This is a genomic window from Streptomyces sp. RLA131 (assembly GCF_056270125.1).
This window is the reverse complement of sequence record NZ_JBWDOQ010000002.1, coordinates 1,888,548-1,901,625: the sequence shown is the minus strand read 5'-3', so window position 1 is coordinate 1,901,625 and position 13,078 is coordinate 1,888,548. Positions and strand designations below refer to the sequence as shown.

14 protein-coding genes and 1 pseudogene are annotated in these 13,078 nt (G+C 72.6%); 8 read left to right on the top strand and 7 right to left on the bottom strand.

All coding sequences use genetic code 11. The annotated features are described in order from the left end of the window. Nucleotides 1-162: 162 nt before the first annotated feature. Nucleotides 163-570, bottom strand: coding sequence for a DUF3099 domain-containing protein (locus RWE79_RS09620; protein WP_475939601.1), 408 nt, complete (start codon nucleotides 568-570; stop codon nucleotides 163-165). Between the two features lie 224 nt (nucleotides 571-794). Here RWE79_RS09620 and RWE79_RS09615 point away from each other — a divergent pair, with 224 nt between their 5' ends. Then, entirely contained in the window at nucleotides 795-1,070 is a 276-nt protein-coding gene (locus tag RWE79_RS09615) for a GlsB/YeaQ/YmgE family stress response membrane protein (protein WP_475939600.1), read from the top strand. Nucleotides 1,071-1,076: 6 nt separating this feature from the next. Here the strand turns inward: RWE79_RS09615 and RWE79_RS09610 are convergent. From RWE79_RS09610 to RWE79_RS09600, 3 genes and pseudogenes are all read right to left on the bottom strand, one after another. Further along, nucleotides 1,077-1,642 (bottom strand): annotated as a pseudogene (locus tag RWE79_RS09610) (RNA 2'-phosphotransferase). Between the two features lie 13 nt (nucleotides 1,643-1,655). Then, entirely contained in the window at nucleotides 1,656-3,047 is a 1,392-nt protein-coding gene (locus RWE79_RS09605) for a metallopeptidase TldD-related protein (protein ID WP_475939599.1), read from the bottom strand. Then, a complete protein-coding gene (locus RWE79_RS09600) occupies nucleotides 3,044-4,567 on the bottom strand; it encodes a TldD/PmbA family protein (RefSeq protein ID WP_475939598.1) in 1,524 nt (507 codons plus the stop codon). Before RWE79_RS09600 ends, RWE79_RS09605 begins: the two co-directional genes overlap by 4 nt. Before the next feature lie 223 nt (nucleotides 4,568-4,790). Here RWE79_RS09600 and fabG point away from each other — a divergent pair, with 223 nt between their 5' ends. From fabG to RWE79_RS09585, 3 genes are all read left to right on the top strand, one after another. Continuing rightward, nucleotides 4,791-5,510, top strand: a complete 720-nt coding sequence (gene fabG, locus RWE79_RS09595; RefSeq protein ID WP_475939597.1) for a 3-oxoacyl-[acyl-carrier-protein] reductase — start codon at nucleotides 4,791-4,793, stop codon at nucleotides 5,508-5,510. A gap of 5 nt (nucleotides 5,511-5,515) precedes the next feature. Further along, nucleotides 5,516-6,295, top strand: coding sequence for an enoyl-ACP reductase FabI (gene fabI, locus RWE79_RS09590; protein WP_475939596.1), 780 nt, complete (start codon nucleotides 5,516-5,518; stop codon nucleotides 6,293-6,295). 123 nt (nucleotides 6,296-6,418) lie between these two features. Beyond that, the gene (locus RWE79_RS09585; protein ID WP_475939595.1) at nucleotides 6,419-6,760 is read left to right on the top strand and encodes a hypothetical protein; all 342 of its coding nucleotides are present in this window, start codon (nucleotides 6,419-6,421) and stop codon (nucleotides 6,758-6,760) included. On the opposite strand, the gene RWE79_RS09580 is transcribed toward RWE79_RS09585, so the two are convergent. Further along, on the bottom strand, nucleotides 6,741-7,421 hold the full coding sequence (locus RWE79_RS09580; RefSeq protein WP_475939594.1) for a FadR/GntR family transcriptional regulator: 681 nt from the start codon (nucleotides 7,419-7,421) through the stop codon (nucleotides 6,741-6,743). The genes RWE79_RS09585 and RWE79_RS09580 overlap by 20 nt on opposite strands. 49 nt (nucleotides 7,422-7,470) lie before the next feature. On the opposite strand from RWE79_RS09580, the gene RWE79_RS09575 reads away from it, so the two are divergent. The 4 genes from RWE79_RS09575 to RWE79_RS09560 all read left to right on the top strand — a co-directional run bounded on the left by RWE79_RS09575 (nucleotide 7,471) and on the right by RWE79_RS09560 (nucleotide 9,873). Then, nucleotides 7,471-8,814, top strand: coding sequence for a CynX/NimT family MFS transporter (locus RWE79_RS09575; protein ID WP_475939593.1), 1,344 nt, complete (start codon nucleotides 7,471-7,473; stop codon nucleotides 8,812-8,814). Further along, nucleotides 8,801-8,923: an SGM_5486 family transporter-associated protein gene (locus RWE79_RS09570; RefSeq protein WP_475939592.1), complete on the top strand. Its 123-nt coding sequence runs from the start codon at nucleotides 8,801-8,803 to the stop codon at nucleotides 8,921-8,923. Before RWE79_RS09575 ends, RWE79_RS09570 begins: the two co-directional genes overlap by 14 nt. 147 nt (nucleotides 8,924-9,070) lie before the next feature. After that, nucleotides 9,071-9,283 carry a hypothetical protein gene (locus RWE79_RS09565; protein ID WP_475939591.1) on the top strand — a complete coding sequence of 71 codons (213 nt, stop codon included), beginning with the start codon at nucleotides 9,071-9,073 and terminating at the stop codon, nucleotides 9,281-9,283. A 68-nt stretch (nucleotides 9,284-9,351) separates the two neighbouring features. After that, nucleotides 9,352-9,873, top strand: coding sequence for a SixA phosphatase family protein (locus tag RWE79_RS09560; protein WP_475939590.1), 522 nt, complete (start codon nucleotides 9,352-9,354; stop codon nucleotides 9,871-9,873). Between the two features lie 267 nt (nucleotides 9,874-10,140). Here the strand turns inward: RWE79_RS09560 and serB are convergent, their stop codons facing one another. Beyond that, a complete protein-coding gene (gene serB, locus RWE79_RS09555) occupies nucleotides 10,141-11,364 on the bottom strand; it encodes a phosphoserine phosphatase SerB (protein WP_475939589.1) in 1,224 nt (407 codons plus the stop codon). Nucleotides 11,365-11,500: 136 nt separating this feature from the next. Next, nucleotides 11,501-13,060 (bottom strand): streptophobe family protein, encoded by a 1,560-nt coding sequence (locus RWE79_RS09550; RefSeq protein WP_475939588.1) that lies wholly within the window; start codon nucleotides 13,058-13,060, stop codon nucleotides 11,501-11,503. Nucleotides 13,061-13,078 lie beyond the last annotated feature (18 nt).

Genomic DNA, 13,078 nt, shown 5'->3' with positions numbered 1-13,078 from the left:
GGGCAGCCACGGGGGGAGCCGCCCGGCGTCGGTCCGTCGCTCCGACGGGGGATGCGGAGCGCGTACGAAGTATGTCACGCGGACACCCCCGCGGTGCAGTGGATCCCCATGATTGATCTGAGCTTTTCTTGAGCTTTCGGCTTGGTCCGGACCTGTATCGGATCAGCTCTGCCCGGTGCGCGGCGGGGGCTGTTCCCCCACATGTCCCCCCGGTTGTTCCCCCGGTTGTTCCTCCGCGCCGGACTCCGCCGGAACGTTCGCACCGTGCTCCCGGCCCGGCCCCAGCATCGGCGGCAGCGGGGTATGCACAAAGGTCGACGGAAGGCCCGGCGCGTTCTCCCGGCCCGCGTTGGCGACCACCACCGCGACGTACGGCAGCAGCAGCCCCAGGACCAGCGCGATCCAGCCCAGCGGCCGCGACACGTTCCACAGGACGAAGAACAGCACGAACGACACCGTGCGCACCGACATCGAGATCACATACCGCCGCTGCCGGCCCCGGACGTCGTCCGTGAGCCCCGCCCGGGCCCCGGTGATCCGGAACACCTCGCCCTGGCTGTGCTTCCGCATCACGTTCCACCACCTGCTCGACACCTCGGATGCCGCCCCTTCGGGACATTCCAACGTTACGCCCCGCGTCCGCCGCATTCGAGACCGGGGAAGCGCCACCCCTGACCGCATCCCCCCGCCGTACGCCGTACGCGCGTCCCCGGCATGCGGCGTACGCCGGCCCGGCTCAGACTGACGCTACGGGCGAGGCGATCGCGTCGTCCGCACGCGAGGAGGCGAATGGGATGAGCTGGTTGTGGGCGATCGTCGTCGGCCTGGTCCTGGGCTTGATTGCGAAGTTGATCCTGCCGGGGAAGCAGGACATCCCCCTGTGGCTGACCACGATCTACGGCATCCTGGGCAGTCTCCTGGGCAATGCCGTCGCCACCTGGATCGGGATCAACGAGACCAAGGGCATCGACTGGGGCCGCCATGTGCTCCAGCTCGCGGGGGCGGTGCTGATCGTGGCCCTGGGCACGCCGCTGTGGGCCAGGATCCGCGGCCAGCGGCGCACGACCTGAGCCGGCTCAGTGCGGATGCGGGCGCAGATGGCTCGCGGGAACCCGGTCGGTGAGCCACACCCCGTTGGCGCTCACCCTGAAGATGTGGCCGTCGGCGGCCAGCGCCGCCGCGTCCACCACCAGCACCACCGGACGGCCGTGCCGGGAACCCACCCGTACGGCCGTCTCGACGTCCGCGGACAGATGGACGTCCCGCCGCGGACGTCCCGCCGGGACATCGGCTTGAGCCCCTCACGGAGCACGACCGGCAGCGTGGTGCTCGCGGTGCCGTGGTAGAGCACCTCGGGCGGCTCGGCCGACGCGAGACCGAGCTCCACGTCGACCGAGTGCCCCTGGCTGGCCCGTATCCGGCGGCCGTCGTCGGAGTAGGCGAAGCGCTTCTTGTTGTTGTTGGCCACGACATGGTCCAGCTCGGCCCGTGAGAAGCGCCGGCCGGCCCGGGCGGACGCGGCGATCAGCTCGTCCACATCCACCCAGCCGCCCTCGTCGAGGACGATGCCGATCGCTCCCGGGTCGTGCCGCAGCACGCGCGAAAGGAACTTCGACGTCCGGACCGTCCGCTTCTCGTCCATCCCCATCGCCTGGTCAGACCCCCTGGCTGACCGAGCTCATGTTGAAGTCGGGCACGCGCATCGCCGGGAAGGCGGCCCGGGTGAACCAGTCGCTCCACTCGCGCGGCAGCGTCCGTTCGGTACGCCCCACCTCGGCGACGCGCCCCAGCAGGTCCACCGGCGACTCGTTGAACCGGAAGTTGTTGACGGCGCCCGTGACCTCGCCGTTCTCCACCAGGTAGACGCCGTCGCGGGTCAGCCCGGTGAGCAGCAGCGTGGCCGGGTCCACCTCGCGGATGTACCACAGGCAGGTGAGCAGCAGCCCGCGCTCGGTGTCGGCCACCAGCTCCTCCAGCGACCGCTTGCCGCCGCCGTCGAGCACCAGGTTGCCCGCGCCGGGGGCGACCGGCAGGCCTGTGAGGCCGGCGCTGTGCCGGGTGGTGAGGAGCCGCTCCAGCACACCGTCGCGCATCCACTCCACGGGTCCGACGGGCAGCCCGTTGTCGAAGACCGACGAGGAGTCCCCGGAGGAGTGCGCGATCACGAACGGTGCCGACTCCAGGCCCGGCTCGGACGGGTCGCTGCGCAGCGTCAGCGGCAGCTCGGACAGCCGGTCGCCGACCCGGGTGCCGCCGCCCGGCTTGCTGAAGACCGTACGGCCCTCGTGCGCGTCCCGGGCCGCGGCCGACCACTGCTGGTAGATCACCAGGTCGGCCACGGCCGACGGCGGCAGCAGCGTCTCGTACCGGCCGGCGGGCAGCTCGACCCGGCGGTTCGCCCACTGCAGCCGCCGGGCCAGGTCGGCGTCGAGCGCGCGGGGGTCGACATCGGTGAAGTCCCGGGTCCCGGCGCCCGCCCAGGCGGAACGGGACAGGTCGTCGGACTTGGCGTTGAGCTCCAGGGTGCCGCTCGGCTGGTCGTGCCGCAGCCGCAGCCCGGTCGACGTGCCCAGGTAGCTGGACGTCACCGAGTGGTAGGCGAAGCCGTAGAGCCGGCGGCCGCCCGCCCGCGCGGTCGCGAAGGCCTCGCCCAGCGCCGGGGCGAAGGCGGCGAAGACCTCCGAGGAGGTCTCGGCGGGCGCCCGCTCGAAGTCGGCCGACGCCGGCACGCCCTCCACCAGCGGCTGGGCGTCCTCGGCCGGGCCCGCGTCGCGCGCCGCCGCCTCGGCGGCACGCACCAGGGGCTCCAGCTCCGCGTCGGTCACCGCGGCCCGCGACACCACCCCGGAGGAGGTGCCCTGTGCGCCGTTCACCGTGGCGATCACGGTCAGGGTGCGGCCCCGGGTCACCCCGTTGGTCGTCAGGGCGTTGCCCGCCCAGCGCAGGTTGGCGGTGGACTCCTCGTCGGCGATGACAACGGTGCCGTCGGCCCGCGACAGACCCAGAGCCCGCTCGACGATCTCGTGCGGCTTGGACGTGAGGCTCATCGGCCCGCCTCCTGCGTGGTGTTGAGGATGTTGACGCCGCGGAACAGCGCGGAGGGGCAGCCGTGGCTGACGGCCGCGACCTGCCCCGGCTGTGCCTTGCCGCAGTTGAAGGCGCCGCCGAGGACATAGGTCTGCGGGCCGCCGACGGCCTCCATCGAGCCCCAGAAGTCCGTGGTGGTCGCCTGGTAGGCCACATCGCGCAGCTGCCCCGCGAGCCGGCCGTTCTCGATCCGGAAGAACCGCTGGCCGGTGAACTGGAAGTTGTAGCGCTGCATGTCGATCGACCACGAGCGGTCGCCGACGACGTAGATCCCGCGCTCGACGCCCTCGATCAGCCCCGCCGTGGACGGACCGTCCGGCGCGGGCCGCAGGGACACGTTGGCCATCCGCTGCACCGGCACATGCGACGGCGAGTCGGCGTAGGCGCACCCGTTGGACCGCTCGAAGCCGGTGAGCCCGGCGATCCGCCGGTCCAGCTGGTATCCCACCAGCGTCCCGTCCTTCACCAGGTCCCAGGACTGCCCGGCCACGCCCTCGTCGTCGTACCCGATGGTCGCCAGGCCGTGCTCCGCCGTCCGGTCACCGGTCACATTCATCAGCTCGGAGCCGTACTTGAGGCTGCCCAGCTGGTCGAAGGTCGCGAACGACGTCCCCGCGTACGCCGCCTCGTAGCCCAGCGCGCGGTCCAGTTCCGTGGCGTGGCCGATCGACTCATGGATCGTCAGCCACAGATTGGACGGATCGACGACCAGGTCGTACGCGCCGGCCTCCACCGACGGGGCCCGCATCTTCTCGGCCAGCAGCTCGGGGATCCCGGCCAGTTCCGCGTCCCAGTCCCATCCGGTGCCGGTCAGGTACTCCCAGCCGCGGCCGGCCGGCGGCGCCAGGGTCCGCATGGACTCGAACGTGGACGAGGCCTCGTCCACCGAGACGGCCGTGAGCTGTGGATGCAGCCGCACCCGCTGCTGCGTCGTGGTCGTCCCCGCGGTGTCGGCGTAGAACTTGTTCTCATGAACGGTCATCAGGGACGCGTCCACATGCGACACGCCCGGCGCCGCCAGCAGCCGCCCGCTCCACTCCGCCAGCAGCCCCGTCTTGTCGGCATCGGGTACATCGAACGGATCGGTGTCGTACGCCGACACCCATACCTTGTCCGCGTGCACGGGCTCGGGCGCCAGCTCGACCCGCTCGTCCGAGCCGGCCGCCGCGATGATCTTCGCCGACAGTCTGGCCATCGCCACCGCCTGCCCGGCCACCCGCGCCGCCGCGTCCATCGTCAGATCGACTCCGGAGGCGAAACCCCAGGCCCCGCCGTGCACGACCCGCACCGCGTACCCCGCGTCGGTGTCGTCCGACGACCCCGAGGGCCTGCCGTCCCGCAGCCGCCACGAGGCGCTGCGCACCCGCTCGAAGCGGAAGTCCGCGTGCTCGGCCCCCAACGCCCTGGCCCGTGCGAGCGCCGCGTCGGCCAGCGCCCGCAACGGCAGTGCCAGGAATGACTGATCGATCTCATGGGGCACGGCGGCCTCCCCTTCTCGCCTCCGCGTACGCGACGGCCTGCGCGACACTTCCTGGAAGTGAATCATGCCCCTCTGACAGTCCCTCTGCCCCGACTATTTCTGTAGGGACTCGACAGTGAGTCGCACCCGCGCCTGTCGAGGGTCGATTCTCCGTACCGGCCCGTAGACCGATAGCTTCGGGTACATAAGCCAGCCGGCTATCGACTACCGAAAGGGTGATCCGTTGAGCCGCTCGGTTCTCGTCACCGGAGGAAACCGGGGCATCGGCCTCGCCATCGCCCGCGCCTTCGCGGACGCCGGTGACAAAGTGGCCATCACATACCGCTCGGGCGAGCCGCCGCAGGCCATCGCCGAGCTGGGGTGCCTCGCCGTCAGGTGCGACATCACCGACACCGAGCAGGTTGAGCAGGCCTACAAGGAGATCGAGGCCGCGCACGGGCCGGTCGAGGTGCTGGTCGCCAACGCGGGTGTCACCAAGGACCAGCTGCTGATGCGGATGTCCGAGGACGACTTCAGCTCCGTCCTGAACACCAACCTCACCGGCGCCTTCCGGGTCGTGAAGCGCGCCAACCGCGGCATGCTGCGGGCCCGCAAGGGCCGCGTCGTGCTGATCTCGTCCGTCGTCGGGCTGCTGGGCTCGGCGGGTCAGGCGAACTACGCCGCCTCCAAGGCCGGTCTGGTCGGCTTCGCGCGCTCGCTCGCCCGTGAGCTGGGCTCGCGCAACATCACCTTCAACGTCGTCGCGCCCGGCTTCGTCGACACCGATATGACGAAGGCGCTCAGCGACGAGCAGCGCCAGAACATCGTGTCGCAGGTGCCGCTGGGCCGTTACGCACAGCCCGAGGAGATCGCCGCAACGGTGCGGTTCCTCGCCTCCGACGACGCGTCGTACATCACTGGAGCCGTCATCCCGGTTGACGGCGGATTGGGCATGGGTCACTGAGCAACATGAGTGGAATCCTCGCAGGCAAGCGCATCCTCGTCACCGGGGTCCTCACCGACTCCTCTATCGCCTTCCACGTCGCGAAGCTCGCCCAGGAGGAGGGTGCGGAGGTCGTCCTCACCGGCTTCGGCCGGCTCAGCCTCGTCGAGCGGATCTCCAAGCGGCTGCCGAAGCCGGCCCCGGTGATCGAACTCGACGTTCAGAACAAGGAGCACCTGGACGGTCTGGCCGCCAAGGTCTCCGAGCACATCGGCGAGGGCGTCAACCTCGACGGTGTCGTGCACTCCATCGGGTTCGCCCCGCAGGACGCGCTGGGCGGCAACTTCCTCAACACCGAGTGGGCGTCCGTCGCCACCGCCGTCGAGGTCTCCGCGTTCTCGCTCAAGTCCCTGACCATGGCACTGCTGCCGCTGCTGGAGCAGCGCGGCGGCTCGGTGGTCGGCATGGACTTCGACGCGCAGGTCGCCTGGCCGAAGTACGACTGGATGGGCGTCGCCAAGGCCGCCCTGGAGTCGACCTCGCGCTACCTGGCCCGCGACCTCGGCGAGAAGAACATCCGCTGCAACCTCATCTCGGCCGGTCCGATCAAGTCGATGGCCGCCAAGTCCATTCCCGGCTTCGAGGACCTGGCCGGCGTCTGGGACGCCCGCGCCCCGCTCACCTGGGACCTCACCGACCCCGAGCCCGCCGCGCGCGGTGTCGTGGCGCTGCTCAGCGACTGGTTCCCGAAGACGACGGGCGAGATCGTCCACGTCGACGGGGGTCTGCACGCCATCGGCGCCTGACACCCGCACCGACACCGCCACCGGCACCGCCACCGGCACGCCGTGTTCCGCCCGGTTCTGGATTCGCCCGTTCGGGCGACCAGAACTGGGCGTCGCGCGTTCCGGGCGGCCCACGATGGGGCCATGGCCCGCACCTCGGCAGTCTTCTTCCCGGCGGCCCTGGCCGTCCTGACCGTACTGACCGCCCTGACCCGGCCGGCCGTCGGCATGGCGGCCGCCCCGGCCGCGTACGCCGACACCAGCTGCCGCACCCAGGTCCAGGACAGCCTCGGGGTGGCGGTCTGCCACAACCCGGACCCGAGCCTGGACCATGTGCGGCTGCACATCGAGTGCCGCCGCTGGTGGGATCCGGACGTGGACGGCGGCCCGGTGGCGGTCGGGCCCGCCGAGACCGTGACGCTGGCCGACCGCTGCTGGAAGGAGATCCAGCGGATCTGGGTCACGATCACGCGGGGCGGCCGCTGACACACCAGGCGAAGGCGTGCCCGGCCGCCTCCGTGGCGGCGGTCTCGCCGTCGCCCGCCCGGATCGCAGCCACCAGCCGCGCGTGGTCGACGTACTGCTCGGGCCGCAGCTGCGCGCCGACGTCGGCGCGCAGGAAGGCCCGCAGGACCTGGCCCAGGTCCGCGTACAGCTCGGCGACGACGGGATTGTGGGAGGCCGCCACGACCGTCAGGTGCAAGGTGGCGTCGGCCTCGACGAAGGCGTCCGCGTCACCGGACTCCCAGGCGCGCTCGCGCCGGTCGAGAGCGGTGTCCAGGTGCGCGAGATCGCGTTCGGTACGGCGCTGCGCGGCGAGACGTGCCGCCGTCGCCTCCAGCGCGCTGCGCAGCTCGCTCACATGCCGGGTGTCGGCGTCGGCGAAGCGGCGGTGCATCACCCCGGCCAGTTCGCTGGTGGCCAGCACATAGGTGCCGGAGCCCTGCCGGATGTCGAGCAGGCCGTTGTGGGCGAGGGCGCGGACCGCCTCGCGGACGGTGTTCCTGGCCACCCCGAGCTGTTCGACGAGCTGTGGCTCGGTCGGGATGCGCGAGCCGACCGGCCATTCACCGGAGGTGATCTGGGCGCGCAGCTGTGCGATCACCTGGTCGGCCAGCGCGGAGCGCCGGGGTGAGGTCAGTGGCATGGACGCGACTCCCTTCCCATATTCATCCCATGATTCTACGATGTGCCGCATGCGTACCGACCGAGCGCCTGCCACGGCCGTCCTCCCGCCGCCCACCGCCCGCGTGCGCAAGCGCAGCGTCACCGCCATCATCGTCGCAGCCCTGGTGATGGCGGCCCTCAACCTGCGACCCGCCATCACCAGCCTGGGCGCGGTCCTCGAAGAGGTACGCACCGACCTCGGCATGAACGGCACCGTCGCGGGCCTGCTGACCTCCGTCCCCGTCCTGTGCTTCGCCGTGTTCGGCGTCGCCGCCCCCCGCCTGGCCAGACGCTTCGGCGCCGCCGCGGTCATCTGCGCCGGCATGGCGGCCATCGCCCTCGGCCTGGCCCTGCGCCCTTTCACCGGCGGGGCCGCGCTCTTCCTGGCCGCCAGCGCCGTCGCCCTGGCCGGTATCGCCGTCACCAACGTGCTGATGCCGGTCGTCGTCAAGCGGTACTTCCCGGACCGCGTCGGGGCGATGACCGGGCTCTACTCCATGGCGCTGACCCTGGGCGCCGGCCTCGGCTCCGCAGTCACCGTCCCGCTGGCCCACGTGGCGGGCGGCAGCTGGCGCCACGGCCTGGGCGCCTGGGCCCTGGTGGCCGCAGTCGCCGTGCTGCCCTGGCTGGCGCTCGTACGCGACCGGGAAGCCGCCGCGCCGGCACCTCAGGCCGACAGCGCCGCCGGTGCCACCGGTGCCGACAGCGCCGCCGGTGCCGCCGGTGCCGACAGCGCCGCCGGTGCCGTCGGTGCCGCGAACGGGGTGCCGCGCATCACCGCCAGCCGTACCGCCTGGGCGCTGGCCGTCTTCTTCGGGCTCCAGGCGATCAGCGCGTACGTCGCCATGGGCTGGCTGCCGCAGATCTTCCGGGACGCCGGGGTCCCGGCCGGCACGGCGGGCGTCCTGTCCGCCGTCACCATGAGCATGGGCGTACCGCTGTCCTTCGTGCTGCCCGCCCTCGCCGGACGGATGCGGCACCAGGGCGGCCTGGCCGTCGCGCTGGGCGCCTTCGGGGTGGTGGGCTACACCGGGCTGTGGCTCGCCCCGGCCGCCGCCCCCTGGCTCTGGGCGGTGCTCCTCGGCGTCGCCAACTCCACCTTCCCGCTCGCCCTGACCCTGATCGGCATGCGCTCGCGCACCGGCGCCGGCGTCGTCCGGCTCTCCGCCTTCACCCAGTGCACCGGCTACCTCATCACCATCCCCGGCCCGGTCCTGGTCGGCGCGCTCTACCAGCACAGCGGCGGCTGGGGGCTGCCGATCGTGCTCATGCTCGTCCTGCTGGTGCCGCAGACCGTGGCCGGCTGGATCGCCGGACGCGCCCGCTTCGTCGAGGACGACGCGTGCGAGACTGGGCCCCATGCCCGTACTTGAGCCCGACCCCCCGCAGCCGCAGAAGAAGCTCCTGATCATCTTCGGCCTGATGATGGTCGTCCCGGCGGTCGTCGCGGTGATCGCGACCTTCGCCGCGAAGATGGGATGAGGGCGGGGTAGGGACAACCCCACCTCACCTAGGGGGCCAGGGTCAGGGTCGAGTGGGTGGACCACCGGATGGGACGGCCCGCCGCGTTTGCGTAGCGTCGTGGTTACCAGCAGTCCGGCAACCCGGCCCTTCACGGAGGCGGTCCCCGTGTCCTCGCAGTTCCTGCACCCGCAGACCTCCAAGCAGACCCAGACGCGTCTGCCGTGGTGGGCCGTCGTCCTGCCGGCCCTCGCGTTCGCCGCGCTGCTGACGCTCGTAGCCGTCCCCGGGCAGACCGATCCGTCGGCCGCAGAGCCTCTCGCGCACCTCCTCGGCCGGATCACCGAGGCGATCCCCGGGGTCGTCGAGCAGGTGCTGTGACATACGGGCCGGAACGGCCCTTGTCCACACCTCGCGCCTGATGGCTGGTTTTCTGGAAAGCTGATGCTATGAGCGCAGCTGCATCGTCCCGCCGGATCGTCCTGCTCCGGCACGCAAAGGCCGACTGGCCCGCAGTACCCGATCATGAGCGCCCCCTCGCCGAGCGGGGCCGCAAGGACGCCCCGACCGCCGGCCACCGGCTCGCGGATCTGGGCATCCCCGTCGAACTGGCCCTATGCTCCTCCTCCGCCCGCACCCGCGAAACGTGGAAGCTGGCCGCGCACGAACTCCCGCACCGCCCAAGAACCGTCTACGAGGACCGGCTCTACGACGCCACCCTCGGCGACCTCATAGCGCTGCTGGCCGAGACCCCCGACGACGTCAACGACCTGCTCGTCATCGGCCACAACCCCGGTATGCACGCCCTCGCCGACGCCCTCGCCGGCCGGTCCGACGGCGACACCCTGACCCGCCTCGACCGCGGCGGCTTCCCCACCGCCGCCCTCGCCGTCCTGACGTTCGAGGGCTCCTGGAAGTCCGTCGAGCACGGCGTCGCCCGGCTCACGGACTTCTGGGCCCCGCACGAGTAGGACCGCGGCGCCCACCGGATCCGGCTCCGCCGGGGCGGCCCGTAGGGACGCTTCGGCTGGACGCCGGGTGGAGGCCCCCGGCCGAAGGCCGGGGGAGTGCCCCCGGGCACGGCACCTCGCGGTGCCGCCGAAACGCCCATGGACAGACCAGTCCGCGGGCCCTCTCCCCCCGGCTACCGCTGGGGGCGGTGTGCCTCCAGCGCCCTGCGACGCACCGCACCGGACGACGCGAGCCGTCCGCCCGCGGATCGCCCGGCCAGGGCCTGGCTAGGCGCTCTCGTCCAGCTCGTCGGCGGTCTCGACCTCTTCACGGGTGACGCCCAGCAGGTAGAGCACGGTGTCCAGGAACGGCACGTTCACCGCGGTGTCCGCCGCCTGCCGCACCACCGGCTTGGCGTTGAAGGCCACGCCCAGCCCGGCGGCGTTCAGCATGTCGAGGTCGTTCGCCCCGTCGCCGATGGCCACCGTCTGTCCGATCGGCACACCGGCCTGTTCCGCGAAACGCCGCAGCAGCCGGGCCTTGCCCGCCCGGTCGACGACCTCGCCGGTCACCCTGCCGGTCAGCTTGCCGTCGATGATCTCCAGGGTGTTGGCGGCGGCGAAGTCCAGCCCCAGCCGCTCCTTGAGATCGTCGGTCACCTGCGTGAAGCCGCCCGAGACGACGCCCACCTGGTAGCCGAGCCGCTTGAGGGTACGGATCAGGGTCCGCGCGCCGGCGGTGAGCCGGACCTCGGCCCGGACCTTGTCGACGACCGACTCGTCGAGCCCGGCGAGCAGCGCCACACGCGCGTGCAGCGACTGCTCGAAGTCCAGCTCGCCGCGCATCGCGGCCGCGGTGACCTCGGCGACCTGCTCCTGCGCACCGGCGTGGGCGGCGAAGAGCTCGATCACCTCGTCCTGGATGACGGTGGAGTCGACGTCCATGACGACCAGCCGCTGCGCACGCCGGTGCAGCCCAGCCGCCACGACCGCGACATCCACCCGCCGCGCATGTGCCTCGACGGCCAGCGCGGGCCGCAGGGTGTCCGTCGCGACACCCGAGACCGCGAACTCGACAGCCGTCACCGGATACTTCGCCAGCCGGAAGATACGGTCGATGTTGCCGCCGGCGCCGGTGATGGTGGCCGCTATGGCGGCGGTCGACTCGGCGGTCAGCGGGTGTCCCAGCACCGTCACATGGGAGCGGCCCTCGCCGCGCGGGCGGTTGTCGCCGATACCGGAGATGATCTCCGCCTGGAGCTTCAGCGACTCGGCCCAGGTGTGCACCGTGGACCGGAGCTCGCCCTCCAGACCGTTCACCGTCGGCTTGGTCACCAGTGCGCAGAGCACGATGCGGCCCCGGGTGACGACCTGCTCGATGTCCACCACGTCCACACCGAACGCGGCCAGGGTCTCGAAGAGCCCCGCCGTGATACCGGGCCGGTCCTTGCCGAAGATCTTGACCAGGAGTGTCGGAACGTCGGGAGGAATGGGCTGCGATGCATCGTTCATGGTGAGACCACCGTATCCGGCCCGGCTCAAGGCACGGCAAAGCGTCCCGCTTGTCGGACAGCTCCCGCCACCGGGCCGACCCGTCGGCGGCCGTCGGCGGCCGGGGTCGGCCCGGGTCGGCCGGCCGGCCGGCCGGTCAGCCCGGGCGTGGGGGTTCCTTGTACGGATTGGGGCCGTCCTCGCCCGGCCGGTACACCGGACTCGGGATGTAGGGCCCGGGCCGGTACGCGATGCCCGGATACGTACGTGCGGAGTCCCCGGCGCCGGAACCCGGCCCCGGCCCCGCGCCCGGCCCCGCGCCCGGCCCCGGGCCTGGCCCCGGCGCCGTCCCGGGCCGCCCCGACGCGTACGGGGAGGCCTGCTGCCCCGCCGCGCCGGTGGCGAGCGCCAGCAGGGCCCCGGCCCCGCCCGCCCCGGCGCCCCAGGCGGCACCGAGGAGAACCGCCCACAGCAGGCTGCCGTGCAGGTCGAGCCCGGCGTCGACGGCGTTGACCCCGAAGACCGCGAGGTCGGCGTCGACCGACACCCCGGTCAGCCACACCAGCAGCGGGAACGCGGCCGCAGTGACCAGTGCGAGCCGCAGCGCGCACCGCCCGGCGTACGCACCCCACCGGGCCCCCGGCAGCGGGGTGCGGGCCGCGGTCAGCGCCCCGGCCGTGAGCAGCAGCACGGACGCCGCCACGGTCAGCAGCCAGAACCGGTGGTCCAGGGCGGCCAGCCGCCCGGGGGTGACCGGCTCATCGGCCCTTCCCGACAGCAGCTGGTCCAGGGGGTCGGGCAGCACCTTCACCAGCGCACCGGTGGCGGCGCCCTCCCACCGTACGAACAGGCCCAGCGGCACCGCGAGCCACACCCCGTTCGGCGCACCCAGCAGCGCGGCGCCCATGATCCGGCCGGGGTCGTCGTCGGTGAGGGCCGCGTATCCCGCCGCCGCGAAACCGGCCGCGACCGCCAGCAGCAGCACCGTGCACAGCGCCGACGCCGCCGGCCGCACCGTCACGTGCGCCGCGGCGAGGCCGCGCGGCAGCGGCGTACGGCGGGACACCAGCAGCGCGATCACCAGCACCCCGGCCACCCAGCCCAGCCCGCCGAGCAGCGAGGGCAGCACCTCGACATGGAAGCTGACCGAGGTGCTCGGGTCGAGCACATCCCCGAGGCCGTCCCGCAGCTGGTCGAGCAGGCCGCCCCCGCCGCCGGTGCCCCCGCCGCCCGTACCGGCCCCGCCCAGGGACACCCCGTCCACGGCGACGGTGTCCTGCCCGGCCCAGGCCAGACCGGCCAGCAGCGCCACGAAGAACACCGCCACCGCCCCTGCGCGTGCGGCGAGTTCACCGCCGGAGACCGCCGGGCCGCGTCCGCGCAGCGACCGGACGAACACCCACCCGACGCCCAGGGCCCCGGCCAGCCCGACCCCCAGGGGCATGATTCCGATCGCCCCCTGCGCCCCGGCCCCGCCGAGGCCGAGCACCGAGACGTCCCCGGACGGGCTGACCCGGCCGCCCGACGCCATCACCACCACGGCGGCGGTCATCGGACCCAGGGACCCGGCGGTGTCGGCGCCGAGCAGGTGCAGGCCGAGCGCGGCGGTTCCGGCCATCGCCAGAAACCCCCAACTGACCGCCGCCACGGCGGAGAACAGCGCTCCGCCCCAGGCCGGCCCGGCCCGTGAAGGTGATGTGGAGGTTGGTGTGCCCATCCCGGCCCCCCGAGGTGC